The sequence below is a fragment of the Cupriavidus sp. GW823-FHT07A04 genome, assembly GCF_058794615.1.
This window is the reverse complement of record NZ_JBXAHA010000017.1, coordinates 45,305-71,267: the sequence shown is the minus strand read 5'-3', so window position 1 is coordinate 71,267 and position 25,963 is coordinate 45,305. Positions and strand designations below refer to the sequence as shown.

22 protein-coding genes and 2 pseudogenes are annotated in these 25,963 nt (G+C 65.2%); 9 read left to right on the top strand and 15 right to left on the bottom strand.

The features are described 5' to 3' along the window. The first annotated feature begins 43 nt into the window (after positions 1-43). On the top strand, positions 44-523 hold the full coding sequence (locus AC1Q7Q_RS27410) for a GNAT family N-acetyltransferase (RefSeq protein WP_492375627.1): 480 nt from the start codon (positions 44-46) through the stop codon (positions 521-523). On the opposite strand, the gene trhA is transcribed toward AC1Q7Q_RS27410, so the two are convergent. Then, positions 520-1,137, bottom strand: coding sequence for a PAQR family membrane homeostasis protein TrhA (gene trhA / locus AC1Q7Q_RS27405; RefSeq protein ID WP_253929680.1), 618 nt, complete (start codon positions 1,135-1,137; stop codon positions 520-522). The genes AC1Q7Q_RS27410 and trhA overlap by 4 nt on opposite strands. A 228-nt stretch (positions 1,138-1,365) precedes the next feature. Here trhA and AC1Q7Q_RS27400 point away from each other — a divergent pair, with 228 nt between their 5' ends. From AC1Q7Q_RS27400 to AC1Q7Q_RS27390, 3 genes are read left to right on the top strand one after another with little or no spacing between them, the layout of a single operon-like run. Next, entirely contained in the window at positions 1,366-2,196 is an 831-nt protein-coding gene (locus AC1Q7Q_RS27400; RefSeq protein ID WP_492375626.1) for an ABC transporter substrate-binding protein, read from the top strand. A gap of 34 nt (positions 2,197-2,230) precedes the next feature. After that, a complete protein-coding gene (locus AC1Q7Q_RS27395) occupies positions 2,231-2,977 on the top strand; it encodes an ABC transporter permease subunit (RefSeq protein ID WP_492375625.1) in 747 nt (248 codons plus the stop codon). Continuing rightward, positions 2,970-3,746: an amino acid ABC transporter permease gene (locus tag AC1Q7Q_RS27390; protein WP_492375624.1), complete on the top strand. Its 777-nt coding sequence runs from the start codon at positions 2,970-2,972 to the stop codon at positions 3,744-3,746. Before AC1Q7Q_RS27395 ends, AC1Q7Q_RS27390 begins: the two co-directional genes overlap by 8 nt. A gap of 29 nt (positions 3,747-3,775) precedes the next feature. Here AC1Q7Q_RS27390 and AC1Q7Q_RS27385 read toward each other — a convergent pair whose 3' ends face one another. The 6 genes from AC1Q7Q_RS27385 to AC1Q7Q_RS27360 form a co-directional block, all read right to left on the bottom strand. Beyond that, positions 3,776-5,257: an efflux transporter outer membrane subunit gene (locus AC1Q7Q_RS27385; RefSeq protein WP_492375623.1), complete on the bottom strand. Its 1,482-nt coding sequence runs from the start codon at positions 5,255-5,257 to the stop codon at positions 3,776-3,778. Between the two features lie 5 nt (positions 5,258-5,262). Continuing rightward, on the bottom strand, positions 5,263-7,248 hold the full coding sequence (locus AC1Q7Q_RS27380) for a glycosyltransferase family 2 protein (RefSeq protein WP_492375622.1): 1,986 nt from the start codon (positions 7,246-7,248) through the stop codon (positions 5,263-5,265). A gap of 2 nt (positions 7,249-7,250) precedes the next feature. Then, complete coding sequence (locus tag AC1Q7Q_RS27375) at positions 7,251-8,603, bottom strand: hypothetical protein (protein ID WP_492375621.1); 1,353 nt, start codon at positions 8,601-8,603, stop codon at positions 7,251-7,253. Positions 8,604-8,637: 34 nt separating this feature from the next. Next, positions 8,638-9,975 carry an HlyD family secretion protein gene (locus tag AC1Q7Q_RS27370; RefSeq protein ID WP_492375620.1) on the bottom strand — a complete coding sequence of 446 codons (1,338 nt, stop codon included), beginning with the start codon at positions 9,973-9,975 and terminating at the stop codon, positions 8,638-8,640. Positions 9,976-10,687: 712 nt separating this feature from the next. Next, complete coding sequence (locus AC1Q7Q_RS27365) at positions 10,688-12,358, bottom strand: amidohydrolase (protein WP_492375619.1); 1,671 nt, start codon at positions 12,356-12,358, stop codon at positions 10,688-10,690. A 91-nt stretch (positions 12,359-12,449) separates the two neighbouring features. Continuing rightward, positions 12,450-13,985, bottom strand: a complete 1,536-nt coding sequence (locus AC1Q7Q_RS27360) for an amino acid permease (RefSeq protein ID WP_492387236.1) — start codon at positions 13,983-13,985, stop codon at positions 12,450-12,452. 264 nt (positions 13,986-14,249) lie between these two features. Here AC1Q7Q_RS27360 and AC1Q7Q_RS27355 point away from each other — a divergent pair, with 264 nt between their 5' ends. Together AC1Q7Q_RS27355 and AC1Q7Q_RS27350 are read left to right on the top strand one after the other, a co-directional pair. Next, the gene (locus AC1Q7Q_RS27355; protein ID WP_492374466.1) at positions 14,250-15,131 is read left to right on the top strand and encodes a mechanosensitive ion channel family protein; all 882 of its coding nucleotides are present in this window, start codon (positions 14,250-14,252) and stop codon (positions 15,129-15,131) included. Between the two features lie 157 nt (positions 15,132-15,288). Then, positions 15,289-16,377, top strand: a complete 1,089-nt coding sequence (locus AC1Q7Q_RS27350; protein ID WP_492374467.1) for a Zn-dependent alcohol dehydrogenase — start codon at positions 15,289-15,291, stop codon at positions 16,375-16,377. 174 nt (positions 16,378-16,551) lie between these two features. Here the strand turns inward: AC1Q7Q_RS27350 and AC1Q7Q_RS27345 are convergent, their stop codons facing one another. The 3 genes and pseudogenes from AC1Q7Q_RS27345 to AC1Q7Q_RS27335 all read right to left on the bottom strand — a co-directional run bounded on the left by AC1Q7Q_RS27345 (position 16,552) and on the right by AC1Q7Q_RS27335 (position 19,343). After that, on the bottom strand, positions 16,552-17,133 hold the full coding sequence (locus AC1Q7Q_RS27345) for a hypothetical protein (RefSeq protein ID WP_492374468.1): 582 nt from the start codon (positions 17,131-17,133) through the stop codon (positions 16,552-16,554). A gap of 81 nt (positions 17,134-17,214) precedes the next feature. Beyond that, positions 17,215-18,609, bottom strand: a pseudogene (locus AC1Q7Q_RS27340) (carotenoid oxygenase family protein). Beyond that, the gene (locus AC1Q7Q_RS27335; RefSeq protein ID WP_492374469.1) at positions 18,606-19,343 is read right to left on the bottom strand and encodes a TetR/AcrR family transcriptional regulator; all 738 of its coding nucleotides are present in this window, start codon (positions 19,341-19,343) and stop codon (positions 18,606-18,608) included. Before AC1Q7Q_RS27335 ends, AC1Q7Q_RS27340 begins: the two are co-directional and overlap by 4 nt. 236 nt (positions 19,344-19,579) lie before the next feature. Between AC1Q7Q_RS27335 and AC1Q7Q_RS27330 the strand changes: the two genes are divergently transcribed. Then, positions 19,580-20,509, top strand: coding sequence for a LysR family transcriptional regulator (locus AC1Q7Q_RS27330; protein ID WP_492374470.1), 930 nt, complete (start codon positions 19,580-19,582; stop codon positions 20,507-20,509). A 33-nt stretch (positions 20,510-20,542) separates the two neighbouring features. On the opposite strand, the gene AC1Q7Q_RS27325 is transcribed toward AC1Q7Q_RS27330, so the two are convergent. Both AC1Q7Q_RS27325 and AC1Q7Q_RS27320 read right to left on the bottom strand, forming a co-directional pair. Continuing rightward, the gene (locus AC1Q7Q_RS27325) at positions 20,543-21,052 is read right to left on the bottom strand and encodes a DUF6630 family protein (RefSeq protein ID WP_492374471.1); all 510 of its coding nucleotides are present in this window, start codon (positions 21,050-21,052) and stop codon (positions 20,543-20,545) included. Positions 21,053-21,131: 79 nt separating this feature from the next. Beyond that, positions 21,132-21,821, bottom strand: coding sequence for an ArsR/SmtB family transcription factor (locus AC1Q7Q_RS27320; RefSeq protein ID WP_492374472.1), 690 nt, complete (start codon positions 21,819-21,821; stop codon positions 21,132-21,134). A gap of 806 nt (positions 21,822-22,627) precedes the next feature. Between AC1Q7Q_RS27320 and AC1Q7Q_RS27315 the strand changes: the two are divergent. After that, positions 22,628-23,113, top strand: a pseudogene (locus tag AC1Q7Q_RS27315) (GGDEF domain-containing protein); the annotation flags it as partial. Positions 23,114-23,456: 343 nt separating this feature from the next. Here AC1Q7Q_RS27315 and AC1Q7Q_RS27310 read toward each other — a convergent pair. From AC1Q7Q_RS27310 to AC1Q7Q_RS27300, 3 genes are all read right to left on the bottom strand, one after another. After that, positions 23,457-23,768 (bottom strand): PXPV repeat protein, encoded by a 312-nt coding sequence (locus AC1Q7Q_RS27310; protein ID WP_492374473.1) that lies wholly within the window; start codon positions 23,766-23,768, stop codon positions 23,457-23,459. A 106-nt stretch (positions 23,769-23,874) separates the two neighbouring features. After that, positions 23,875-24,213, bottom strand: coding sequence for a hypothetical protein (locus AC1Q7Q_RS27305; protein ID WP_492374474.1), 339 nt, complete (start codon positions 24,211-24,213; stop codon positions 23,875-23,877). A 185-nt stretch (positions 24,214-24,398) separates the two neighbouring features. Beyond that, positions 24,399-24,842: a GNAT family N-acetyltransferase gene (locus tag AC1Q7Q_RS27300; protein WP_492374475.1), complete on the bottom strand. Its 444-nt coding sequence runs from the start codon at positions 24,840-24,842 to the stop codon at positions 24,399-24,401. 590 nt (positions 24,843-25,432) lie between these two features. Here AC1Q7Q_RS27300 and AC1Q7Q_RS27295 point away from each other — a divergent pair. Then, complete coding sequence (locus tag AC1Q7Q_RS27295; RefSeq protein ID WP_492374476.1) at positions 25,433-25,882, top strand: hypothetical protein; 450 nt, start codon at positions 25,433-25,435, stop codon at positions 25,880-25,882. Positions 25,883-25,963: the final 81 nt, after the last annotated feature.

Genomic DNA, 25,963 nt, shown 5'->3' with positions numbered 1-25,963 from the left:
CGCGCTATGACAAACTGGATGGCTATCATCAGCCCGAGCCACCATGGAAACGTTGGTCATTCGCCGAGCCGGCACCGAAGACGCTGCCGCCATCAGCGCGCTTGCCATGAGCGTCGCGCACTATTTCACGATCGAGGCGTCCGGGGCCGGCGCGGAGGACTTTCTCGCCAGCCTCTCGCCGGATGCGATTGCCGGTTATGTCACCAGTCCGCGCTTCCACTATCTGGTTGCCTACCGCGGCGAGCAGCTGGCCGGCATCCTTGCGATGCGGGACGTCAGCCACCTCTTTCACCTGTTCGTCGCTCCACAGATGCATCGGAGCGGCGTTGCCGGATCCCTCTGGCAAGCCGCCAGCCAGGCCGCGATCGCCAGCGGCGAGGTGCGTGAATTCACCGTCAATTCGAGCCCGTTCGCAACCGTGGTGTACGAGCGCTTCGGCTTCCAGGCCATCGGCCCTCGCGCACAGACGAAAGGCATCGCCTATGTGCCGATGCGCCTGGCGCTCGAGGACGCCAGGGGCTAGCCCACGTACCAGAGAATGCTGACAAACTGGCAGGCGCTGCCGGCCAGCACGAACAGGTGCCAGATGCCGTGGAAGTGCCGCACCTTCTCGTCGAACAGGAAGAACCCGATGCCGGCCGTATAGAGCGCACCGCCCGCCACCAGCCAGTACAGGCCGGCAGCCGGTAGCGCCGCCACCAGCGGGCCAAAGGCAAACAGCACCAGCCAGCCCATCAGTACATAGATCAGCAGCGAGAACACGCGGGTGCGGTGGCCAATCAACAGCTCCTGCGCGATGCCGATCACCGCCAGTCCCCAGTTCACCCCGAACAGCGTCCAGCCCCAGGGCCCGCGCAGCGTGACCAGCGCGAAGGGCGTGTAGCTGCCGGCGATCAGCAGGTAGATGGCGCAGTAATCGAGCCGCCGCAGGATGTCCTTGGGGCGGCCGCGCAGGCTGTGATAGAGCGTGGAGATGGTGTAGAGGAAGACCAGCGTGGCGCCGTAGACGATGGAGCTGACGACCTTCCAGGCGTCGTGGTAAAGGGCAGAGCTGGTGATAAGGACTGCTGTGCCGGCCGCGGCCAGGACGGCGCCCGCCAGATGGCTGTAGCCGTTGAAACGTTCTCCACGGTACATGTTGTTCATTCTCCTGTAGTGGTCGCTGGTAGGGGCGATTGCAGGGGGCTTTGTTGCGGTGCGTTATCGGGGTATTTTTGCATGGAATTCGAAGGGGCGTGGAAAGTGGGCCGTCGGGGCCTGCCGATGGGGCTCCCCGGGATGGCATAACCATCTGCAAAACCATTCGTTCCCGGCCTGGGTTCCCACCGCTATCGTCTCGCCATCCAACCCTTAGCGAGACTCCCCATGCGTATCCCTTCGCCGCTGTTCAAGGCTGCCCTGACGCTGCTCACCGGCCTAACAGTCCTCGCTTCGAGCCCCGCCATGGCGGACCGCCTGGATGACATCAAGAAGGCCGGCGTGCTGCGCGTGGGCGTGTTCGACGCGAACCCGCCGTTCGGCTTTGTCGAGGCCGGCAGTACCACCCCTGTTGGCCTCGACGTGGACTACGCGGCCGAGATTGCCAGGCGGCTGGGCGTCAAGCCTGAGTTCCGCGCGACCAACCCGGCTAACCGCATCGCCCTGCTGGCATCGCAGAAGGTAGACATCGTTGCCGCCAATTTCACCATCACCGATGAGCGCCGCCAGCAGATCGGCTTCTCCACGCCGTACTTCGCCAGCGGCTTGCAGTTCATCGCCAGGAAGGGCGCGCTTAAGCAGCCGGACGACCTGAAGGCCTGGCGCCTCGGCGTGGACAAGGGCACCACGCAGGAGACCACGCTGCGGCAGAAGTATCCGGACGCGCGCGTGATTGCGTATGACGATTCCCCGCTGGCGCTGACCGCGCTGCGCAGCGGCGCGATCCAGGCGTTTGCGCAGGATGGCGCCAAGCTGGGTGCGTTGCTGGCGACGTTGCCCAACAAGGATCAGTTCGAGATTTCGTCGTTCACGCTGACGCGTGAGTACATGGGCGTGGGTGTTCCCAAGGGCGAGGACCGGCTGACCGCGGAGATCGATCGCATCCTGGCGGAGCTGGAGAAGAACGGCACGGCGGCGCGCATCTACGACAAGTGGTTCGGGCCGAAGAGCACGGCGCCGCTGGCGCGGGATTTCACGATTGGCAGCGCGCTGAAGTGAGGATGGCTTTCTTCTTTCCCGGCAAGGGCTAGCCATGCAGGGACCAGCGATCCTGCTGCAGTCGCTGCCGGCAAAGTACGTCGGCTGGATCGCCGCCGGCTTTGGCCTGACCGTGGCATTGTCGGTGACGGTGTTTGTGCTTGGCTGCGCGATTGCCGCCGGCTGGCTGGTGCTCGCGCGTAGCCCGATCATGCCGCTGCGCCTGGCGGCGCGCGGCGCCGTTGGTTTCCTGCGCCGCACGCCGTTGCTGGTGCAGTTGTTCTTCTGGTATTTCGGCGCGGCGCAGCTGCTGGGCGAGGGCGCCATCGGCGCGCTGTATGACTGGCAGGGATGGCGCATCGGCGGCTTGCACGTGCCCGCGCCTTCGCTGGAGGCGCTTGCGAGCCTGGCCGGCATCGGCCTTTACGCCAGCGCATTTTATGCGCGCGAGTTCGAGGCGGGCCTCGCCAACGTGCCGGCGGGCCAGGGCGCGGCGGCGCTGGCGCTGGGCTTTACGCCCGCCGCCGCATTCTGGCGCGTGGTGCTGCCGCAGGCGCTGCGCGTTGCCGCGCGGCCGATGGTGGGGCAGTTCTGCCAGACCATCAAGAACACATCGCTGGCGATGGCGATCGGCTTTGCGGAGATGTCCTACACCGCCCGGCAAGTGGAAACCGACAGCCTGATGACCTTCCAGGCCTTCGGCCTGGCCACGCTGCTTTACGTCGCGCTGATCCTGTTGTTGCAGGTGGCGGCGCCGGTGCTGCTGCGCCGCCTGGGATGGACGGAGGCAGCGCGTGCCTGATGCCGATCTCTCCGGCTGGGCCGTCGTGCTCAAGCAGTTGCCCTATCTGTTGGCTGGCACGTTCCCCAACGGTCCCCTGGCGGGCGCCGCGCTGACCTTGTGGATGGCGCTGCTGGCCTGCGCGGGTGCCACCGTGCTGGGCATTGGCGTTGCCGTGCTGCTTGACCTGGCGCCGGCACCGCTGGCGCGTGCCGTGCGTGCGTTGCTGGCCTGCCTGCGCGCGATTCCCGTGTTGATGCTGATCTTCTGGGCTTACTTCCTGTTGCCGATGCTGGCGGGCGTTCACGTGGGTGAGGTGCAGACCGTGGTGCTGGCGCTCGCGCTGATCGGCGCAGCCTACATCGCGCAGGTCATGGCGGCGGGCTTCGACGCGATTGGGCGCGGCCAGCGCAATGCGGCGCTGGCGCTCGGCATGACGCCGTTGCAGGCACTCTGGCAGGTGGTGTTGCCGCAGACGCTGCGCGCCATGCTGCCGTCGCTGGGCAATGTGTGGGTGTCGCTGGCCAAGGATACGTCGCTGGCCTATATCGTGGGCGTGGTGGAGTTGTCGACCGCGGCAACGCAGGTCAACGGGCGCAGCGTGGGCTATGCGGCGCAGGTGTTCCTTGCCGTCGCGTTGCTCTACTTCCTGATTTGCCTGGCGATCGAGAGCGTGGCGGCGCTGGCCTGCCGTATGACGCAGCGGCAGGCCGCCGTCTCCGCGCGGCGAGGCCTGCCCGAGGCGCATGCGCTTCCACCTGTCCGGCCAAGGCCCGGGGCCGGCATGTAGCGATCGGGCCCCGCTAGCGGCGGTGCGCTTCATCGTGCCGGTGTTACGTCCGCGCTTTGCGCCACGGCGGCCGTGTGCTCCGACCATCCTCCGCCAAGCGCCTTGTACAGTGCGACACGGCTGGTCAGGCGGGCCAGCCGGATGGTGGCCAGGGTTTGCTGCGCGGTATAGAGCTGGCGCTGGGCATCGAAGACGGCAAAATAGTCGTCCACGCCATTCTTGAACCGCATCTCCGACAGGCGCTGGGTTTCGCTGGCTTCCTTGACCAGGGTTTCCTGCGCGGCGGCCTCCCGGTCATAGGTCCCGCGCGCGGCCAGGCCGTCTGCCACTTCGCGAAAGGCCGTCTGGATAGTCTTTTCGTAGGCGGCAATATTGATGTCCTTCTGCACCTTGGAGGCATCGAGCCTGGCCTGGTTGTTGCCGGCATTGAAGATCGGCAGGGTGATCTGCGGCGCGAAGGTCCACGCGCCCATGCCTGCGGAGAACAGCCCTGCCAGATTGGTGCTGGCCGAGCCAACCGCGCCGGTCAGCGAGATGGTCGGGAAGAAGGCCGCCCGCGCGGCGCCGATGTCGGCGTTGGAGGCTTTCAGGCGGTGCTCGGCGGCCATGATGTCGGGCCTTTGCTGCAGCAACGCCGAAGGTAGGCCGGCAGGCAGCTCGGCAACGAGGCTTGTCGACTCGAAGGGCTCGGGCGGTGGCAGGTCTTGCGGCAGCGGGCCGCCGATCAGCAGGCTGATGGCATTCTCGTCCTGCGCGACCTGCCGCGTGTATTGCTCCACGCCCACGCGCGCGGTCTGCACCTGGGTCTCGGCGCGGTGCAGGTCCAGCTGTGCCATGGCGCCCGCGCGCTTGCCGCGCCCGATCATCTCGGCGGCAGCTTGCTGGCTCTTCAGCGTGTCCTCCGAGATTTGCAGCAGCACCTGGTCGGCGCGCCAGGTCAGGTAGGCGCTGGCGACTTCGGCGACCAGGCTGATATGGGCGCTGCGGCGCGCTTCCTCCGTGGCGAGATATTGTTCGAGTGCCTCGTGCTTGAGGCTGCGCACGCGTCCGAAGAAGTCCAGCTCGAACGCGTTGAATCCCACGCCCGCGCTGTACTGCGTGATGACCGCCGGCTGCCCGGGCGCGCGCAGTTCGCTGGGCACGCGCTGGCTGAGCACGCCCGCGCTGGCACCGATCGCGGGGAACTGCGCGGCGCGCTGGATACGGTACTGGGCGCGTGCCTGTTCAATGGCGAGCGTGGCCACGCGCAGATCGCGGTTGTTGGCCAGCGCCAGTTCGATCAGGCGCCGCAGGCGCGCATCGACGAAAAAGTCCTGCCAGCCCAGGTCGGCCGCCGCTGTGCTGGTTTCGGCCGCTGCCGGCGTGCCGGCAGCGTAGGCCGGGCCGGTGGGCCAGGCCTCTGGCACTGGCTGCGCGGGGCGCTGGTATGTTGGCTCGAGGGTGCATGCGGCCAGCGCAAGCGGCAGGGCCATGCCGAGAATGCGCAGCATAGGGGCGAGAGTCTTGTGCATGGGATTCATCCGGAAAAGGCGCGCCACACGAGCCGCGAAATGGCCAGCCGGGGATTGCCCTGGCTGGCGACGTTGTGGGTGGGCTCGCTGAAGAGCAACCGTATCAAACGGTGGCGCGTCGCCATGTCCAGATGCAGGGCGAGCCCAAGCAGCTTGCCCTGGCGGCGCGCGATCCGGCATGGCACCCAGCCGGTCGCCTCCATCCAGACCGCGCCCTCGGCGCCGACCGGAATCGCCGCCGCCATCGCGCTGGTAATGGCGACGCCATTGCAGGACAGGTTCACGGTAGTGGCGGTGTACTCGTGCCCGCCGCAAGCTGCCTTGCCGTTGATCCGCAGCAGGGCTCGCTCCCGGTAGGGGAAGCGTTCCTCCTTGCGCGGCCGTGGCAGTTCCACGCAGACCAGCAGCGAGGTAAGGTAGAGCACAATCGACACGGCGGTCCACGCGATGTTGAAGACGAGTCCCGAGGCTGCCGCGTCGGCGGCCACCGCGCGCGCCAGGCCCATGCCCGAGAGCAAGATCAGGCAGCCGTAGAGCGTGGCGAACTTCCCGTGGATCACCAGCTTGCTGCGATCCAGCCCCTTGTTGGTGACCTTGAAAGGACGCCCGAACGGCTTGAAGAACGCGCTGACCAGCGTCGCGCTGACCGCCAGCGCGGATACGATCTGCGTGACTTCAGTAAAGATGGGCAGTGCGCGCGAGCCGGTTACCCAGATGCTGTAGGCCCAGTAAAGCAGCAGCGCCGGCACGCCATAGGCAAGGAACTGCATCGGTTCGCCGTACAGCGTCGGCACGTCGAAGTACCAATACAACAGTGGCCCGGCCAGCAGCATGAGCGTGAAAGGGCGGCTCAGCCAGTGCAGCAGGCCGTGCACGTAATGCACGCGCTGGCCCAGCGTGTAGCCGCGTCCGCGCAGCGGCCCGTCGGCCGTGAGCGCCACCTGGATCGTGCCCAGTCCCCACCGGCTGCGCTGGCTGATGTACTCGGGCAGGCCTTCGGCGGACAGGCCCACGCTCAAGCGTTCGTTGAGCCAGCGCGTGACATAGCCGTGGGGCATCAGGCGATACGTCAGGTGGATATCCTCCGTGACCGTGCCGGTCGGGAAGCCGCCGATCAAGCCTAGTGCCTCGCGCCGGACCACGAACGACGTACCGATGCAAAAGGCGGTGCCCCAGGCGTCCTTGGCGGGCTGCATCACATCGAAGAAGGCCCGCTGCTCGTCGACCCAGCATTCGGTCGAGCGCAGGTTGTACTGGATCGGGTCCGCGTTGTAGTAGAACTGCGGCGTCTGCACTACGCCGACCTTGGGGTCGGCGAACAGGCCGATGGTACGCATGAGGATGTTCTTGTTCGGGGCGAAGTCGGCGTCGAGCACCATGATGTAGGGTGCGCCGCCGCCATGCTCCGCACGGGCGCTATGCTGCAGGCCATTGTTGAGGTTGCCCGCCTTGGCATGCGTGTTGTCGGGACGCGTGACGTAGTTGGCGCCGACCTGCGCGCAGAACGCCTTCAGCCAGTCGCGCCGGGTGTCGTCGAGTACCCACACGCGAAAATCCGGATAGTCGATCGCCAGCGCGGCAACAATGGTCTTCTCCAGAATTTCCAGTCCTTCGTTGTAGGTTGCGATGAAGATATCGACGCGGGGCACCGAGCGGCTGCGCCGCAGCGCTGCCTCGCCTGCATCGGCCGCTGGCGCGTGGTTGCTGCCGCGCGTCAGCGTGACGATGGAGATCACGGTGTACGCGATCGTCATGATCTCGAACCCGAAGAAGGCATGTGCCCACAGGCTCGGGAAGGTCATTTGCCATTCGGGCAGCGTCTGGGTCCAGCGCCAGGCGAGGTAGACGAGCAGCAGGGTCGCGGTGATGGCACCGAACACGCAACGGTCAGAGTCCCGGGCGCGGTCTGCCCGCATGCAAAGCCAGGCGAGCAGCAGTGTGGCGGCGTTGATGACGAGCAGCGCCCTGCCATCGAGGAAGAATGCAAACATCGTTACTCCTTGGACGGAGAGGCGGAAATGGCGCTGGTGCAAGCGGCATCGACACATCCGGAAGGACGGAAGGGGTTCCAGCCTGCGGCGGCCAGCACCGCCCATGCGGTCGCGCCGAGGTGGGGCAGGTGGTAGTAGTAGAAGTCCTCCGTGGTGGAGGTCGGCCCGATCGAGAGGCCGGTGCGGATGCGTTGTTCCGGCGTGGCGTAAAGCAGGCCGGAGGGCGCGCGCTGTGACAGCAGCAGTGGCCAGAGCGATGAGGCATCCTGCACGCGGCTGCTGGCGCGCAGCACCAGCGCGGCCTGCCCCGTGCCTTCGGTCCAGACGCCGTCGGGGTTGCCGTTGAAGCCGTAGCCGCCCTTGACGCCATGACGCTCGCGGGTCCAGTCCAGGCCCCTGCGCCAGTCCGCGGGCGCGTCTGGCACGGCGATCAGCGGCCATAACACCGCATCGAGAGCGGAGGGGCCGCTATTGAGCGAGCGGCCATCGTCGCGCGTGCCGATCACGAAGCGGCCTTCGCGCGGCTGCCACATCGCCTCGACGAAGCCGCGCGCGCGCCGCGCCGCCACCGGCCAGCGCGGATCGTTGCTGAGGCGGGCCAGCCAGCTGAACGCGGCATAGGCATCGACGTTGTGCTCGGTGGATTTCCAGGACTGGCGGGTGGGGCTGGGTTCCTCGCCGAAGTAGCCGCCGATGAAGCCGCCCGGGGGACCGGCATCGAAGAGCGTGGCGTCGACCCAGCCCATCAGCGCCGCGGCACTGTCGAGATAGCGGCGTTCGTGGGTGCTGTCGTAGACGGCCAGCAGCATCAGCGCGGCCCACGCCACATTGCCCGTGGCTGTGCCGGCCTGGTACGCGTCCTCGAACCAGCGCTGGCTCGGCGCGTCCCACCAGCCGGGCAGGGGCGCGGGGCCCGCCGGCAGGGCGCCGGCGCGGTAGGCATTGCGCAGCCGGTTATCGTGGTAGTGACGATCGCGCGCGCTGGCAGCAACCATGGCGTCCGCTATGCGGCGCGCATCGCCAACGCGGCGGCAGGCCACCAGCGCGATGCCGGCGAGCGCGTTGTCGTAGACGAACGCCGCTTGCTGCAAGGCGGGTGCGAGCGGACCCTGCCCCGGCGCAGGCTCGTAGCTGCCGAGCATCACCGGGCCCTGGCCTGGCACCGCCGCGACCCGCGCGGCAATGGCCTGGCAGGCGCCTGCCAGCAACTGCTCGCGCGCTTGCGCTGGGGGCGCCTGGGCGGCAGCGGGCGGCGCCAGGATCGTGGCCAGGCCGGTCATGCCGGCCAGCAGCGGCGGCAGCATTCGGCGGCGTAAGGTGAGTAAAGTGGATAAGGTGGGTAAGGTCCGGTTCATGGCGATCTCCTGCCTTGCGTCGGATTCGCTGCCGTCAGATCAGCGCGCGCATATGGCCCCACCAGGGCTGGTCGAGGCTGACCTTGGCCCAGCGGCCCAGCGCACAGCGATCCGCCGCCGCGCCGGCGCTCTGCTGGGGCAACGCCGGCAAGCGCTTGTCCAGTTTGGCGATCAGGTAGATCTCGTTTTTCTCGATGGGCGGGAACGGCACGAAGTAGCGCGCCTGCTCGCCATCTGGAGCGCGCGGCAGGATTTCAGCAACCTTGCCGGCCAACGGCGCGGCCACGCCATCCACGCGCACCGTCACCTTGGTGCCGGGCAACAGGTCGTTGCTGAGGCTGCGGGGGAACACGGCCACCACCCGGGGTTGCGCGCAATTGGTACTGCGCAGCAAAGTCGCGCCGGCCGCGACGCGCGTGCCGGGTGGTGCCAGCACGTCCTGGACCATGCCGGAATCGTAGGCTTTGATATCCAGGTTGGACATGCGTTGGACGCGCTGCTCTTCCTGCGCGATCAGGGAGTCAACCGACTTGCCATACTGCTCAAGCTGGGTCAGCTCCGCTTTGAGCTGGGTGATCTCCGCGCTCAGTTCGTCGTGCCGCTGCGCCAGCGTGGAGACCGCGCCATCGGTGCTGGAGAGGTACACCTTGCCCTTGGCTGCCTGGCTGTTGCTAAGCGCGTTGTCGAGCTCGGCGCGGATCGCTTCCTTGGAGTTCGACAGGATCGACAACTGGTATCGGGAGGCGTTTGTGTAGGCCTCGCTGACCGCGCCCGCCCATTGCATGGCCTGGTTGCGGTTCACCACGTCTTCCTGCTGGTCCACCTGTTCCTTGGCCATTGCCATGCGGGCCTGGATGCCGCGGATCTTGGCGGCGTGCTCGGCTTGTGCGGCTGCCTGGTATTTCTTGGTCTCCTGGTCGGTTGCATCGAGGCGGGCCTGATCGCCTTCGAGCTTGGCTTTGGCCGCATCGTAGCGCTGCTGGTTGTCCAGCTTCTTGCCCGTCAGTTCCACCAGCAAGGCGCGGTCGATATTCTGGTTCTGCACGCTCATCAGCGTGTCTCCCGGTGCAAATGAGGCGCCCACCGAAATCCGCTGGCCTGCCACCACGCCTTCGACCGGCGTGGTGACCAGGTTGACCGGTCCATCGACCACGGCGCGTTCCGACGAGCGCGTAAACACGGGGGGGAACATCACGGCCAAGATCACCCAGACGATAAAGGCGGCTACGCCGTAACTGGTCAGGCGAGGCACCACATGCCAGAGGGGGCGTTTGCTCAGCTCGCGGCTGCCTCTCGCAGGCGCCAGATGGTCTGTGCGCAAGTCCGGCAGGTGCGTGGCCGGGGGACGGCTTTGTTCGATTTTGTCGCTCATGGCATCCTCACTGGCAAGTTTGCGCGATCGGGTTCGCAAAACGAGCGGCAAGCCGTTGGCACCGGGCGTGTCGGCAAGACGCACGTTCCCTGTAAAGCAAGTCCCCCAATTTTTCTTCCGCGATGCGTTGTTTCACGGCCCAGCCGGGCCGCTTGCGCATCTGTGTGTGGACCAGGACATGCCGGGTCCGTTGATCTGCCCGCGCTCCGGCTGAGCACAGGAGCGGGGCGAATGCGTATGGCCCGAGGGCCATCGACGATACTCGCGGATGTGCAGGACTCGGGTTCGCTGCACGGTGGCGAGTAAATGAAGGCTAGCCAAGAAGCGGCGCTAGTGCTGTAAGAATGTGTAAGAGCAGGATGTCACACCGTTGAAATCAATGGCATCCGATACCCCCATTTCCCACGCGGGCAGAGACCTGGCTTTCACATGCGCATGGGCACATTTTCGGAGGGTGAGGCATTCCCCGCGGCCTCTGCAGACATTGTTTCTTCTCATCGCGCGATGGCCTGTGCGCCATGCTCGCCACTTGATCGCCACTTGATCGCTTGCCGCCCGGCGGGGCGGGCAATGGGTGTTTTCTGTCTTCTGTTTGCAACACGCACTGTGAAGAAGCAGCGCGCATGAAAAAAGGCCGGCGCAGGGCCGGCCTCTCGATCATGCCACGGCGATGAATACACGCCATGGCACTCGGCAATTCAGCACATCAACATCAACGTGCGCTTGCGTCCGCGTACACGCGCTCACCTGCCACCCACGTCTGCGTCACACGGGTCTTCCAGATCTCGGCCGGCGCCACCTTGAACAGGTCCTGGTCGATCAGGATGAAGTCGGCCCACTTGCCCGGCTCCAGCGAGCCCAGCGTCTTCTCCTGGTGCTCCGCGTAAGCAGCGTCCAGCGTGAAGGCGCGGAAGGCCTGGGTCAGGGTCATGGCTTCCTCCGGATGCCAGCCCTTGATCGGGCGGCCTTCGTGGTCGGTACGCGTGACCGCCGCATGCAGGCCGTAGAAGGGGTTGGCGGATTCCACCGGGAAGTCCGAGCCGCCGGCAATCACGGTGCCTTGCTTGAGCATGGTCTGCCAGGCGTAGGCGCCCTTGATGCGTTCCTTGCCGATGCGGTCCTCAGCCATGTTCATGTCGCTGGTGGCATGGGTGGGTTGCATCGAAGCGATCAGGTCGAGCTGCTTGAAGCGCGGGATGTCCGGCAGCGCAACCACCTGGGCGTGCTCGATGCGGTTGCGCAGTTCGCGGCCGCCGACTTCCTTGTAGGCGACCTCAATCGCGTCCAGCACCTGGTGGTTGGTGGCGTCGCCGATGGCGTGCACGTTGACCTGGTAGCCGGCCTTGATCGCCATCTTGACGCTCGCCTGCATGGCCGCGTCGCTCATGAACAGCAGGCCGCTGTGCACGTGGTCATCCGAGTACGGCGCCATCAGCGCCGCGCCACGGCTGCCGAGTGCGCCGTCGCCGTACAGCTTGACCGCGCGCAGGTAGTAGCGGTCGTTGCCGTAGCCGGAGAGCGGGCCCTTGGCGCAGAGCGCCTTGAAGTCGTCGCCGGTGTCGCGGATCATGCCGTAGATGCGCGTGGTCAGCTTGCCCTGGTCGGCGAACTCGCGGTAGATGCGGTCTTCCTGCGCGGTCACGCCGGCGTCGCCCGCGGCGGTCAGGCCGAGCGCGTTCATGTGCGCCAGCGCGGCGGCCAGCGCGGCGCGGCGGTCGTCGTCCGAGTACGGCGGGATCACGTTGTTGACCAGCGCCATGGCCTTGTCGACCAGCACGCCGGTGGGGTTGCCGTTGGCGTCGCGCTCGATGCGCCCGCCCGCCGGGTCCTTGGTGTCGCGCGTGATGCCGGCGGCTTGCATGGCCTTGGTGTTCAGCCAGGCGGCGTGGCCGTCCACGCGCACCAGGCGCACCGGGCGGTCCGATACGGCGGCGTCCAGCTCGGCGGCGGTGGGGAAGCGGCCCAGCTTCCAGTTGACCTGGTTCCAGCCGTAGCCCAGCAGCCATTTGCGCTGCGGGTTCTTGTCGCCGTAGGCGCGGATCATGCCCTGCGCTTCGGCCAGGTCCTTGGTGCCCGACAGCGAGATCTCGGTGGTCTTGAAGCCCAGGCGGAACACGTGGCCGTGGGCGTCGATCAGGCCCGGAAGCAGGGTCTTGCCCTGGCCGTCGATGCGCCTGGCATCGGGGTACTGCGCGCGCAGCGCGGTGGCGTCGCCGGTGGCCAGCACCTTGCCCTGGTCGAACACCAGGCCGGAAAAGCTGGCGACCTGGTCGTTCTTCAAGGTGTAGCCCTGCACGGATTCGATCAGCGTAGGCGCGGCGTGGGCCGACATCGTGAAGCCGACGGCCACTGCCAGCAGGCTCTTGTGGATCGCGTGTTTCAAGTCAACTCTCCTTGTTGTTGTCGTACTGCGGCTGTAGTACAGCGCTTTGGTTTTCTTATGTGTTCTCAGGATGCTTACTGCTTACTGCTCTTTATTCGCCGGTCGCCGTGGCGGGAAAGACGGAACCGGTTGCCTGCGTGCCGCGGGCCGGCGGCAGCGGCGGAAATTGCATGTCCGCGTAGCGCACGAAGCGCGTCTTGCGTACGAGGCGGTAGCCTAGCCAGATGGCGAGGAAGATCGGGATGCCGATATAGGTGGCGGTCACTGCCACCCAGTCGATCTTGCCGTCCATGAAGGCCTGGTAGTTCTGGCCCAGCGTGACGATCAGGCACAGCGCAAAGGCAAAGATCGGGCCGTACGGGAAGAAAGGCGAGCGATATGGCAGGCGGGAAAGGTCCAGCCCTTGCGCGACAAAGCCGCGGCGGAAGCGGTAATGGCTGATGGCGATGCCGAGCCAGGCGATGAAGCCGGTCATGCCCGACAGGTTCAGCAGCCACAGGTAGACGGACTTGCTCTCGAACATGGAGGTCAGGAAGCACAGCGCGCCCACCGCGGTGGTGGCCAGCAGTGCCGCCAGCGGCACGCCGTTGCGCGTGAGGCGTGCGAAGATGCGCGGGGCGCGGCCTTCGGTCGCCAGGTTGTAGAGCATGCGGGTGGAGGCGTACATGCCGGAGTTGCCGGCCGACAGCACGGCGGTCAGGATCACCGCGTTCATCACTCCGGCGGCAAATGCCAGTCCCGCATGGCGGAACACCAGCGTGAACGGGCTCACGCCCACCGTTTCCACATCGCTCTTGAGCAGGCTGGAATCGGTGTAGGGAATCAGGATGCCGATGATCAGGATCGCCAGCACGTAGAACAGCAGGATGCGCCAGAACACCTGGCGCACGGCGCGCGGGATGTTCTTGGCGGGATCGGCCGATTCACCGGCGGCCACGCCGATCAGCTCGGTGCCCTGGAAGGAAAAGCCCGCGATCATGGCCACGCCGATCATCGCCGGCAGGCCGCCGACGAAGGGCGCGTCGCCTGCCGTCAGGTTCACCAACCCGGCCGGCACGCCGCCCGTATCGCCGCGCAGGATGCCGAAGATCATCAGCACGCCGATGACGATAAACGCGATCACCGTCACCACCTTGACCAGCGCGAACCAGTATTCGGCCTCGCCAAAGCCGCGCACGGAGATGGCATTGAGCAGGAACATCAGCGTGAGGAACAAGGCGCTCCACAGCAGCCCGGGCGTATCCGGAAACCAGTACTGCATCACCAGCTGCGCCGCAGCCAGTTCCACGGCGATGGTCACCGCCCAGTTGTACCAGTAGTTCCAGCCCAGCGCGAAGCCGAAGCCTTCCTCCACGTAGAGCGCGCCGTAGGTGGCGAACGATCCCGACACCGGCATGTACGCCGCCAGCTCGCCCAGGCTGGTCATCAGGAAGTACACCATGGCGCCGATCAGGATGTAGGCCGCCAGCGCGCCGCCCGGGCCGGCCTGCGCGATGGTGGCGCCGGAGGCCACGAACAGCCCGGTGCCGATCGAGCCGCCGATGGCGATCATGGTGAGATGGCGCGCGCGCAAGGTGCGGCGCAGGGCGGGTGGTGGAGGGTGGGGTGCGGGTTGCTGGCTGGTCATGGATAAGAGGAATTGGAGCGCGGAAGCAGGATGTGCCGGCGTGGCCCGCATTGACTGGCGCTGCCGGCATCCGACCGGGCCCGGCCAGCACAAGGCAGGATGCACGGCAGTACATTTACCGGCTGGTACATTGGGCGGCATCATAAGAGAAAAAGCCGCCTGGGGAAAGGCGCGGGGCGGGGCTGCGGCGGGTTTTGCCCTGGTTGCGGTGCGGCATGGCTAGAATCTGGGGTTTGCATCCTCGCGGTATCCGGACCGATCCTCATGAACCTGCCCTTCAACGACAGCTATCTTCTACACATCGCGCTTAGCGTCGGCATCGTGCTGGCCGGCATGCTGGCAGTGAAGTTCATCAACCGCTTTTTCCAGGCCCGCCAGCAGGGGGACAAGGACAACCGCGGCAGCTATCGCACCTGGACCGTGGCCTCGCGCAATGCGGTTGCCGCGGTGGTGTTCCTGCTGCTGCTGGGCATCTGGGTGTCCGAGCTCAAGAGCGTGGCGATCTCGCTGACCGCCTTCGCGGTGGCCCTGGTGATCGGCGGCAAGGAACTGGTGATGTGTTTCCTTGGCGCCTTCCTGCGCATGATGGCGCGCCCCTTCCAGCTTGGCGATATCGTCGAGATTGGCCCGCATTCCGGCGAGGTGGTGGACATGGACGCGCTCACCACCACGCTGGTGGAAATTGCCGGGGCGCGCCAGTTCACTGGTTCCACGGTGCAGATTCCCAACAGCATGTTGCTGACAGTCGCCGTGCGCAACCACTCCCAGGCGGGCAAGTACACCCTGGACACGCTGCGCATTCCGTTGCCGGAGAAGAGCGACCCGGACCGCGTCGAGGCCGACCTGATCGCGATCACGGAAGAGGTGTGCGCCGGCTTCCTGGCCGAGGCCCGGCACAGCCTGGAGGAATACGGCGGCTCGCGCTTTCTCGATCTCTCGCAGTTCGAGCCGCGCGTGATGTTCGAAGCCATGGCGGCGGACCGGCTCGATGCGCTGGTGCGGTTCCCGGTGCCGGTGGGCTCGCGCCTGTCGATCGCGCAGCAGATCCTGCGCAAGTACCACCAGCGGCGCAATGCGGAACCGGCCGCTGCTGCTGCTGCGGAGCCGGCGCCCGCGCAACAGGACAAGGCGGCGTCGCATTCCTGATCCTCGGGCGCGTGGCCGGGCGGCAGGCCGGGGGCGGGCGCTGTTTTATGGCTTCACTGAACGGCGTTTCGGTTGTATGGTAGCCGTGCCGCCGCCGTTGCCGGGGACGGGAATCTTAGCGAATTGTGCCGAACAAGATCGAACAACGAGGAGACCCATGAAAGCCGCTGTCCTGCATCAACCCAAGACCCCGCTGGTGATCGAAGACGTCGCCATTGGCAAGCCGGGCCCGCACGAGGTGCTGCTGCGCACGGCGGCGGTGGGCGTTTGCCACTCGGACCTGCATTTTCTAGATGGCGCCTATCCCTTCCCGATGCCGGTGGTGCTTGGGCACGAGGCGGCCGGCGTGGTCGAGCAGGTGGGTTCCGAAGTGCGCACGGTCAAGCCCGGCGATCACGTGATCACTTGCCTGTCGGCCTATTGCGGCCATTGCGAGCACTGCCTGACCGGCCACCTGTCGCTGTGCGTGGAGCCGGACACCAAGCGCCGCGAGGGCGAGGAGCCGCGCCTGCTGGCGGGCAAGGGCGGGCCGATGAACCAGTTCCTGAACCTGTCGGCCTTTGCCGAGCAGATGCTGATCCACGAGCACGCGCTGGTGGCCATCCGCCGCGATATGCCGCTGGACCGCGCCGCGCTGATCGGCTGCGCGGTGACCACCGGCATGGGCGCGGTCATCCACACCGCGCGCGTGAGCCCGGGCGAGACCGTGGCGGTGATCGGCTGCGGCGGCATCGGGCTGGCCACCATCAACAGCGCGGCCATTGCCGGCGCGGGCCGCATCATCGCGATCGACCGGGTGCCTGGCAAGCTGGAGCTTGCCAGGCAATTCGGCGCGACCGATGTGATCAACGCGGCTGACGTGGATGCGGTGGAAGCCGTGCGGGAGCTGACCCGTGGCGGCGTGCACCATGCGTTCGAAGCCATCGGCCTGAAGCAGACCGCCGAGCAAGCCTTCTCCATGCTGCGTCGCGGCGGCACCGCCACGGTGATCGGCATGATCGCGCCAGGCGTGAAGATCGAGATCAAGGGCACGGACTTCCTGGCCGAGAAGCGCATCCAGGGCTCGATGATGGGCTCCAACCGCTTCCCGGTGGACATGCCGCGGCTGGTCGATTTCTACCTGTCGGGCAAGCTCAAGCTGGACGAGCTGATCTCGCGCCGCATGCCGCTGGAGAACATCAACGAGGCTTTTGACGAACTGCGCCGTGGTGAACTGGCGCGCTCCGTGATCCTGTTCGAGCACTGAAGCCCGGCGGCGGCCTGGGCCGCCGTTTTCCCCGCCACGCCAGCGCGCGCTCGCAACAGGCCGGCACTGGTGCTTGGCTTCATGGCAAAAGCTCCTCCCGCTCTCCGTGCGGGAAATTCGCCACAGATCGGGGACAAACGCACCAGAAGCCTGTGGGGCCGGGTGGCTATCCGGCTATGCCAGCGGCCGGCCCGGCGTGGCCGACGCCGCTGCCTCGGCCGCCCGCCGCACAGCTTCCGGGTAGCGCACCGTGAAGATGACGGCGCCGGCGAACGCAGCCACCGTCGCCGCCACGTCGACCCACAACGGGATGGTGCTGACATATTCCGCCGCCGCGTCGGCGGCTACCATCACCGCCAGCGCGGCGGCCCACGCCAGCGTGATATGTCGGTTCACCGCCAGGAAGCGCGGCGATTCCCAGTATTCCTTGGGCACCTGTTCGCGGGCATATTGCAGCGTGAACGGGCGTCCGATCGCCAGCGAGACCAGCACGATCGCCAGCAGGCCTGCATCCACCGCGAGCCGCACCGTGGCCACCGTCCATTGCGGCGCGGCGCTGACCGTATAGAGCAACAGCAGCGCGAACAGGGCCAGGCTGCCCAGCTCCAGCACCTTGAGCGATTCGCCGCGCCGCCACATGCGCAGGCACAGCAACAGCGAGACCACGAAGGCCGCGGCCAGGCCGGCCAGCGGCGAGATGCACCGCATGGCGATAAAAAAGGCGACGAACGGGGCAAAGCCAATCAGTATTCCCATGCTGCTCTCCTTGGGTTGGTTGCGGCCCGGACCAAGCCCGGCCGCCAGGCAGTGGATGTCGATGCGTGTCTTGTTGCGGGATCAGTCCGCGCCGCACCAGTTGCCATGAAAGCCGAACGGCACGCGGTGCGAAAGCTGTACCGTGGCAACCGGCCCATCGGCAACCGCGCCGGCATCCAGCACGACCAGGTCGCTGCGCGCTTGCGCGCCCCGGTAGACGGTGGCCAGCAGCCAGCCATCGCCTTCGGCGCTGTCGGCTGCGCGCGGCACAAACACCGGCTCGGAGAAGGCATCGCCCTCGGGCAACTGGCAGGTGGCGCGCTTGCCGCTGCGCAGGTCCAGGTGGGCCAGGCTGTCGTAGCTGCCACGCTCGCTGCTCTCGTACTGGCGGAACGCGTAGTAGCCATGGTGATAAGGCAGCGTGGAGAAGCGCTCGTCGAAGCGCGGGAACTCGCCCGCCGTGTCATCCAGGTATTCGCGCGTGAACGTGTCTGACTTGCCGGCCATGTCGAAGGTCCAGCGGCACAGCCGAGCGCCGCTGCCGCTGCCGTCGGGATTGAAGATGGGGGAGGATTCATACTGCATCACGTCAGCGATGACCTTGTTGCCGGCGTCCCAGGCATTCATCACGTGAAACACGTAGCAGGCCTCGCCGCGGAACCAGCGCATCTGCACGGTGCCGCCATTGCGCGGCATGATGCCGATGTGCGAGCCCTTTTGCGGCTCCCACGCGTAGGCCGGCTCGCCGCGCATGGCGCGCTCCATGCTGCCGGCCAGCGGCAGGATGGGAAACAGCACATGCTTCTGCGTGACCATGAAATCGTGGACCATGCTGGGAAACGGCGCTTCGAAGTGTTCGAGGCGCTGCAGCTGCCCGTTGCGATCCACTACGCCGTAGCGCATGCCGGGGGTGAAGGGGCCATCGGCCGAGTACGCGAAGAACACCATCTCGCCGGTCACCGGGTCCACCTTGGGGTGCGCAGTCATCGCGCCGGTGAGCTTGCCGCCGTAGTCGACATCGCCGCGCGTGGCCAGGGTCTGGGCGTCCAGCTCCACCGGCAGGTCGGCTTCTTCCAGCGCCAGCAGGCGGCCGGCGTGGCTGAGGATATTAGTGTTGGCCACGCCGTCGTTCTGCCCGAGCACTGACGGATCGGTGGTGGCCGGGTTGCCCCAGCTGCCGAACAGCGCCTGCCCCGCGGCCTGCTCGCGCTGGAACTTGTTGGTGCGTACCCAGCGGTTGCGCTAGCGCACGCGGCCGTCTTCAATGTGGAAGGCGTGCACCATGCCGTCGCCGATGAACCAGTGGTAATGCGCATCGCGCGGGGCGTACTGCGGGTTTGGCCCGTTGCGGTAGAGCGTGCCGCGCAGCGCGCGCGGCAGCTCGCCAAGCACCGGCAGGTCGGGCGCATCGCACTCCATCAGGATGGGGGCGAAGTTGCCGCTGAGATAGGGCGTGGACGGGAACGGCTGGCTCATTGGGAGCTCCTTTTGCGCTGCTGCCGGATTGGCTTTGGCGTAGCTGGGGGGGCGGGTTCGTTAACAGGTTCGTTAACAGGTTCGTTATCGGCTTCGTGACCTGCTTCGTGATCCGCATCGAACCTGGCCTCGGGCATGGGCGCGCGCATGCCCGCAGCCAGCAGCCGCAACATCTCGGCGTGGATGACGCGGAAATCGGGGTCGCCGGGCAGCTTGCCGGCCAGGCGCAGCATCACCAGCCCGTGGATCGAGGCCCAGATCACATAGCTCAGCACCTGCGGGTCGCCATGGATCAGGCCGCGCTGCGCCATGGTCTCCAGATGCGCGCTCATGGTGCGGCGCGCACGCGAGCCGGCGCGCTCCAGGTCGGGGTAGCGGTCGTCGTCCGGCTGGGTCATGTCGAACATCAGCCGGTAAGCATTGGGCTCGGCAAAGGCAAAGGCGAGATAGGCCTCGCCCACCGCGCGCGCGCGTTCGCGCGGCTCGGCAACGCTGGCGCCGGCGGCTTCGAGGGTGGCGGCGAAACGGTCGAACGCGGCGGTGCGCACCGTGGCCAGGATGTCGTCCTTGTCCTTGAAGTAACGGTAGGGCGTCATCGGGCTGCAGCCCAGTTCCTCGGCGAGCTGGCGCATGCTCACGCTGGCTACGCCGCCTTCGGCGAAGCGCCGCTCCGCTACCGCGCACAGGCGGGCCTTGAACGCGTCGATCTCTTCCTGGGTGAGGTTTCTTGCCATGTCTGGTGGGGTGAGGCGATCAGTGTGTGTGCTGATTGAAGCATGTCGCCTTCTGCTGCGATGCTGCTTCGGCAACGATAATTTACAGTGTAGATTTACGATGTAAATAGCCAAGGAAAGAATTGAAGGCAACTCTGCCCGCTAGTCGCCCGCGCGTCATTGTTCGCCGCATGGGACAATCCGCAACATTGACGCGCACGACTCACGAGGCGCGCCACGTGGCACGGGGATGGCGAATGAAGACGATCGAATGGAAGGACTGGGAGATTTTCTGCCGGGTGGTGGAGGGCGCCAGTTTCACCAAGGGGGCGGATCTGGCCGACGTGCCGAAGTCATCCGCCAGCGCGGCGGTGTCGCGGCTGGAAGTGCAGCTGGGCGTGCGCCTGTTCGAGCGCACCACGCGCCGCGTGCGGGTGACCGAGCGGGGCCAGCAACTCTACGACCGGGTCGCGCCCCTCTTTAACGAGCTGCGCGAAATCAGCGCCGAGGCGGTGTCGGTCAGTGAGCAAGTCAGTGGAACGCTGCGCATTTCCACACCCTACGAGGTCGGCTCCCTGCACATCTCGCCCATCCTCACGCAGTTGCTGCGGCTGCATCCCGAGCTGCGCGTGCAGGTCGACGTGAGCTGGGAGCAGCCCGACCTGGTCGAGCAAGGATACGACCTGGCCTTTGTGATGACGACTACCGGCCTGCACGACAGTTCTTTTGCCAGCAAGCGGGTGGTGCGCATCGAGCGTGCCTTTTTTGCCGCGCCATCGCTGATCCGCGTGCGAGGCTTGCCGCGCACGCCACAGGAGCTGGCCGGCTGGCCCATGCTGGGCGACGCCGAGGACCGGCGCTGGGAGTTCCAGCGCGATGGCGTGGAGGTGGCCAGCATGGCGGTGGAGCCGCGCATGCGCACGCAGAGCGCGGAGATCCGCCTGAAAGCCGCCACCGATGGCCTTGGCGTGGCCCGGCTCTCGCCACGCTACGCGCAGGATGAGCTGGATCAGGGGCGCCTTGTGCGGGTGCTGCCGGCGTATACGTCGTCGCCGCTGAAGGTGTTTGTGCTGATGCCCGCGCGCAAGCTGATGCCGGCCAGCGTCAGGGCATTTCTCGATGTGCTGGAGCGCACCTTGGGTGCCACGGATCGGCAGGGCGCGGTTGGCGTGGGGATCACTGGCTGAGGCCGCGGCGCGACCCGGGCCAGCTCGGCAGCCTCAATACGCCTGGTCGCCGGTCCTGATCTCCAGCCCCAGCGTTTCGGCCAGGGTGGTCATTTCTTCATCATCCTCGCCGCGGGCGATCCAGCCCGCATAGGCATCGCCATCGGTGTTCCAGTTCCAGAGCGTGATGCCCGCCAGCCGCAACTGCTCATGAGCCAGTTCCATCAGATCCGGCACGCTGGCTTTCTCCAGGAACTCCTCGTCCTGCGGATCCTCCACGCCCCAGTCCAGCTCGATATCGACCCTGGCGCACAGCTCGTCCATGCAGCTGATGAAGGACGTGGTGTCTTTCCAGTCCACATAGAAGCCCGCTTCCCAGTCGATCACGTCCTTCAGGATCCAGAGCAGCTCCTGGCCTTCGACCACATCCGCGTCGTCCGAGTTGGCGAGGGCTTCGTCGAACAGCATCTGGTGCTTCTCCACCATGGCTGCGTCGTCGAAGTCGATCAGCTCAATCAGGCGCCAGAGCGCCTCGCGCGCCTCGTTACTCAGTTCGTCGCTCATTGCATCAGCCCTCCATCGGTGCGGCGCCGGCTTGGCGCATTGAAAATGGAAATGGTGTTGTCCACGGATGAGCCTGTGCTCAGCCGGCAATGCGCACGATCTCGCGTTGCCCGCGCGGCGTCACACGCAGCGCGCGCGATGTGGTCGTGGGCTCGATCCAGCTGTTGGCCATCATGTTATCGAGCAGCGCCGCGCCAAGCGCGCCGCCAAGGTGCGGCTTGCGCTCGCTCCAGTCGGGGCAGGTGCAGGCAAACTGCCGCCGCTTGCGGCGCGCCAGATCCAGATCCACGCCAAGCTGCATCATGCCCGCACTGCCGCTGTCGGTGAGGTCCACTGACGTGCCGTCCACCACGATCCAGTTGGCATGCGACATGCGTTCGAACAGGGAAACCGCAAGCTCGCCCGCCAGGTGGTCATAGCAGGTGCGCGCCTGGCGCAAGGCTGCCGGCGCGGTACGCGACGCGGGCACCGCGCGCACGCGCGGCGGCTGGCTGGCCAGCGACGCACTGGCGAGCGCCTCGATGGCGACGCCGATCTCCGGCGTGGCGAGCCGGTAGTACCGATTGCGCCCGCGCGTCTGCACGGCGAGCAGGCCGCCTTCACTGAGCCGCGCCAGGTGGCCGCTGGTGGACGATGCCGACAAGCCGGCGATGACCGCAAGCTCGCCGGCCGGGCGGGCGCTGCCGTCCATCAGCGCCCACAACATGGCGGCGCGTCCCGGGTCGGCAAGCAGGCCGGCCATCTGGCTGATGCTGGGAGCGTATTCCATAGTTCATTCCGCAGTGAAGCAACGAATGCAGTATAGACTGTCGGTGGGCGACGGGTGGACCTTGGACTTCAATGTGCTTGCAAGACATTAAAACCCTTCCAGCGACATTAAAGCGCTTGCAGAAACATCAAAGAACTTCCGGAATGTCTTTTGTACAGGTTCCATCGAAGACAAAGTGCTTTATTCGTTCCATTTTGTGACGGTCACGACGACTCCACGACCGCTCGCCTAGGGTCGCTATATAGGGTTAGCTCCGCCGAGCTCGCGCGCGCCCTTGATGTCTCACGCCACCCACTCGAAATTCAAAAGATGGCAGAAATGTTACGGCAACGACGAGGGCCGACCCGGCGGCGCACTCTGCCATAGAGTTCGATGGAGTTTCAATCAGCACTGCAAACAAGGAAGCCGTGAGAGCCAATCGCTGGACTATCTTTGCGATTGGGGACCTCCCCTCACTCCCGGCCGATGGGGTTCTTTCTCGCACCTACATCGTGCCTGCCTCACCAGCATTGCCAGCCTGCATACTAGAGCCCCCGGTTGAGACGAAGCCGGATAGAAGGTAGCGAATTGCAGAATTCTTGGATGCGGAGCAAAAGGAGACCAGGCTGGACGTAGAAGAGACACCGAGGGCCCCTGGGAGGAAGCGGTACCAGCAAAAGTACGTGATTCCAGAGAGGCAACCGGGAGAAAGCACATGAGCGCAAGCACAATCATTGAAGAGCCGGCGCCAGCAATCCATCTCGTGACCAAAGCGTATTCACATTTTTTGGTTGTCGGCTTTGCACTGCTCCCAGCTTACCTTATTGCCACTCACCGGAGCGGCGAACCGCCGCTCGTTCATCGAGCGTGTCGACGCCGAAATTGCGCGTGCCAAGCGAGAGGGGGCACCGTTTTCTCTCCTCGCGCTCGACCTGGATAATTTCAAGCAGATAAACGACTACTATGGACATCAGGTCGGCGACAAAGTCCTGCAGGGGTTCGTGCAGCAATGCCTCGATGCAATCCAGCCGTATGACGGCGTAGCCCGTGTGGGCGGAGAGGAATTCATGGTGTTGCTACCTCAAGTTGCCCTGGGGTTCGCTTGTTCGATTGGCGAGCGCATTAGGTCAGCCATAGAATGCGCCGTGTTCGAAAGCGCGATTGGGCGCAAGGTCGGGGTCACGCTCACTGTCAGCATCGGTGTTTCCCAGTTCGGGCGCGACGGTAGCACAATCGACGCGATTCTGCGCGCCGCTGACGAGCGTCTCTATCGCGCGAAGGCTGGAGGCCGCAACCGCGTAGTCGCAATGTAACGCGGCTTTCGGTCAGCCTCAAGCTGTACCAAGATTTGACGGGAATGGAGCCCGTTGTGTTTGAGCGTGTCAGTCCGAGGGGGCGAAGGCGGTAGTGGACAGTGCGACGCTAGCCAAGAAGGGCGAGAACCAGACCGCAACACGAAATTAGCGGCGGCAGAACGGAAGCGGATTTGAAGGCCGTCGTGCTGAACCAGAGCACAAAGGCGGAAATCAACTCGATTCACAAGAAGTGCAACAAGTTCATCTCGGGCACAAGTTCGTCCTTCAAGAAATAAATAGACTACCTCTTATGCCTGCCTGGCTAATACCCCGCGGGCTTTTTTCGGTCTGGTGAGCAGTGTCAGCTTTCGTTTTCGTGTTGGCTGCGTTCCTCACGGCTGCGATGGCCTTGGTCGCTATGCTCTTCCTGTTCGCGCCACCTCCGTTCACTCCAGTATTCCTCCCGTTGTTCGCTTTCACCCCTATAGGGTGAGTATCGCGAGCTTGGAACAACAACATAGACAGGCCGGGGCGCAACATAAACTGGGGTGGGTTCCGCATGTGCAACACCAGGAACGTCAACGCCAATGTCGACATTCGCTGCGGCAAAGGCCGACGAGACGACGACGAACAGCGTACCGACAATGGCCCTACCGATTGCACGGCGCTTCATTCCCGATTTCTCCTGGCTTTTCGCGGTCGCCATTCTACGGATGCAACCTCGTCCCTTGGATGACGATTGCTAACTCGCTCTTTCGAGGCGAGCATTTGGGCGTGGCTCAATCCTCCTCCCCATCATGCCAGCGACGCCACTCCCGATGGTGAATGCGCCACTCACGCTCGCGCCAACGCCTTTCTCGCCACTGCCGCTCTTGCCACGCACGAGCGCGCCAATCGCCGTAATAGCCGGGTGCAACAATAATCGGCTGCGGTTCGACATAAACGGGGGCCGGCTCATAGTAGACGGGAGGCGGCGGGTAATAAACGGGAGGCGGTGGAACCACGTACGCTGGCCCGGGAAGGCCAATCCCAATGCCCACATCCACACGCGCCTCAGCGACGCCGGAGGTAAGGGCGGCACCTGCAGCCAGCAAGCAGATCGCCAAGGCCTTTTGCATGATAATGCTCCTTACGTTTCTACCGGCACTCTATACCGCCACTGGGCGCGAGGGTACTTGTGAACTAATACAGGGGTTACGACCTGTAACAAGGCGGGGGTGCCGGAAGTCGATGAGGCCGCAGCTACACACGCCGCCATCGTGCAGGATGAGGTAACGGGGCCGCCAATCTGGCCGTCTCCGCGCTAGCGCAATTCGCACCGCATGCAGAGTGCGGACGTTTGAATAGCACGTCGAAATGCTCTTGAGGCCGTGACTTCCGGTGGCGCTTCTTCGGCAGGGATAAGGGAGAATCCCCAACGCGCGAAATAGGCTGGGGCCGCAGTGGAGAGGAGATAGGCGTCTCGTACTTCATTGCCGCGTGCACGTATCAAGAGCGCCTCAACCAATCGGCTGGCGATGCCTCTTTCGCGATATGCGGGTTCAACTGCTACGGAGCGGAAGAGGATGGCCTGTCCATGGGGCTCTGTCGCTGCGCAGCCAACGACGCGGCCATCACACAGGGCGACGTGGAAGTTCTCGATAATTTCGACAACATCTGCGGCAGGTAGCCTGCAGCGCTCAAGCAATGCAACGATTTGCTGCAAGTCCGAGTGAGAGGCCGAGCGTAGGTGAACGTCGGTCAACATGATGAAGTGACTCCAATTTGCGTTTCCTTAGGCTAGGAGAAGCCTGCGGTACGCTCGCGTATTACTAAAGGCATATGTTTGTTTTCTTTGTCACCTAACAGCGCTAACGGCGCTAACAGCGCGATGGTCATGCGCCACCGTCGACAGTCATGGTGCTAAACCTAGCATCGAACATGCAATCGACTTGTAAGCGATTGTGAGGCTACTCGCGGTGCGGTTTTTTCCACGCAAGCTCCGGCTACCTGCTGATGACAATCGTGTTCTCGCCGAACTCACCCCACCGTTCGCCGGGGTATGCAACCAACGCAGGAACGGGGGGACTATGACGCCCAACGATGGGGCGCAGACAGGTGCCGGAGCGTAGCGGCTACCTCTCAGCACTGGCTTCCGGTCAACGTGATTCTCGAACAGGCTGTAGTGCCCATTGGGCTGTGGAGGCGCTTCCGTCCACGCTCGCGACTTCGGCTTACCTGTTTCAGAACTTACGGATTGTCACGAGTTTTGAGTCAACTCGGGTCGGGACAGTACCGTTTCTACCGGTAAGCACGGCGCATTGCCGAGCCGCTCAAGAATCCTCAGGAGTTCACGTCATGAAGAAGCTGTTCGCTGCTCTCGCCTCTGCAGCCCTCGTCGGTACCGTTTTCGCTCAGGCTGGTGTGCCAGCTTCCGCGACTCAGCCGCAAGCAAGGGCGATGAAAGACCAGGTAAAGGTCGTCAAGGAAAAGAGCGCCACGCAGGCAAATGCCGACAAGGACAAGAAGGGTGTCAGCGCGCAGGGCGATGTAGCAAAGGCCCAGGCCAGCGCCGGCAAGGAGAAGGCTGATGTAAAAGCTGACGCCAATAAGTCCGCCGCCAAGGGCAGCCACCACAAGGCGAGCAAGATGGGGGCCGCCAATACCGAGGGTGGCAAGGCGAAGGTTGAAGTAAAGAATGATGTCGACAAGGCGAAGGCCAAGGTAGATATTCCGAAGCCGGAGGCGCAGGCCGACGCAGCGAAGGCTGCAACCAGCGCCAACGTAGACAAGACGAAGAAGCAGTAAGCTGCTCCCATCGAGCGGACGGGGGTACGTCGCCAAGGCAAAGGCCAGCGCGACGAAGCTCGAGTGCAGGAGCTTTTTGGA

Coding starts and splice junctions, on each gene's coding strand:
- AC1Q7Q_RS27410 (WP_492375627.1), top strand. CDS start 44: ATGGAAACGTTGGTCATTCGCCGAGCCGGCACCGAAGACGCTGCCGCC.
- trhA (WP_253929680.1), bottom strand. CDS start 1,137: ATGTACCGTGGAGAACGTTTCAACGGCTACAGCCATCTGGCGGGCGCC.
- AC1Q7Q_RS27400 (WP_492375626.1), top strand. CDS start 1,366: ATGCGTATCCCTTCGCCGCTGTTCAAGGCTGCCCTGACGCTGCTCACC.
- AC1Q7Q_RS27395 (WP_492375625.1), top strand. CDS start 2,231: ATGCAGGGACCAGCGATCCTGCTGCAGTCGCTGCCGGCAAAGTACGTC.
- AC1Q7Q_RS27385 (WP_492375623.1), bottom strand. CDS start 5,257: ATGCACAAGACTCTCGCCCCTATGCTGCGCATTCTCGGCATGGCCCTG.
- AC1Q7Q_RS27380 (WP_492375622.1), bottom strand. CDS start 7,248: ATGTTTGCATTCTTCCTCGATGGCAGGGCGCTGCTCGTCATCAACGCC.
- AC1Q7Q_RS27375 (WP_492375621.1), bottom strand. CDS start 8,603: ATGAACCGGACCTTACCCACCTTATCCACTTTACTCACCTTACGCCGC.
- AC1Q7Q_RS27370 (WP_492375620.1), bottom strand. CDS start 9,975: ATGAGCGACAAAATCGAACAAAGCCGTCCCCCGGCCACGCACCTGCCG.
- AC1Q7Q_RS27360 (WP_492387236.1), bottom strand. CDS start 13,985: ATGACCAGCCAGCAACCCGCACCCCACCCTCCACCACCCGCCCTGCGC.
- AC1Q7Q_RS27355 (WP_492374466.1), top strand. CDS start 14,250: ATGAACCTGCCCTTCAACGACAGCTATCTTCTACACATCGCGCTTAGC.
- AC1Q7Q_RS27350 (WP_492374467.1), top strand. CDS start 15,289: ATGAAAGCCGCTGTCCTGCATCAACCCAAGACCCCGCTGGTGATCGAA.
- AC1Q7Q_RS27345 (WP_492374468.1), bottom strand. CDS start 17,133: ATGGGAATACTGATTGGCTTTGCCCCGTTCGTCGCCTTTTTTATCGCC.
- AC1Q7Q_RS27335 (WP_492374469.1), bottom strand. CDS start 19,343: ATGGCAAGAAACCTCACCCAGGAAGAGATCGACGCGTTCAAGGCCCGC.
- AC1Q7Q_RS27330 (WP_492374470.1), top strand. CDS start 19,580: ATGAAGACGATCGAATGGAAGGACTGGGAGATTTTCTGCCGGGTGGTG.
- AC1Q7Q_RS27325 (WP_492374471.1), bottom strand. CDS start 21,052: ATGAGCGACGAACTGAGTAACGAGGCGCGCGAGGCGCTCTGGCGCCTG.
- AC1Q7Q_RS27320 (WP_492374472.1), bottom strand. CDS start 21,821: ATGGAATACGCTCCCAGCATCAGCCAGATGGCCGGCCTGCTTGCCGAC.
- AC1Q7Q_RS27310 (WP_492374473.1), bottom strand. CDS start 23,768: ATGAAGCGCCGTGCAATCGGTAGGGCCATTGTCGGTACGCTGTTCGTC.
- AC1Q7Q_RS27305 (WP_492374474.1), bottom strand. CDS start 24,213: ATGCAAAAGGCCTTGGCGATCTGCTTGCTGGCTGCAGGTGCCGCCCTT.
- AC1Q7Q_RS27300 (WP_492374475.1), bottom strand. CDS start 24,842: ATGTTGACCGACGTTCACCTACGCTCGGCCTCTCACTCGGACTTGCAG.
- AC1Q7Q_RS27295 (WP_492374476.1), top strand. CDS start 25,433: ATGAAGAAGCTGTTCGCTGCTCTCGCCTCTGCAGCCCTCGTCGGTACC.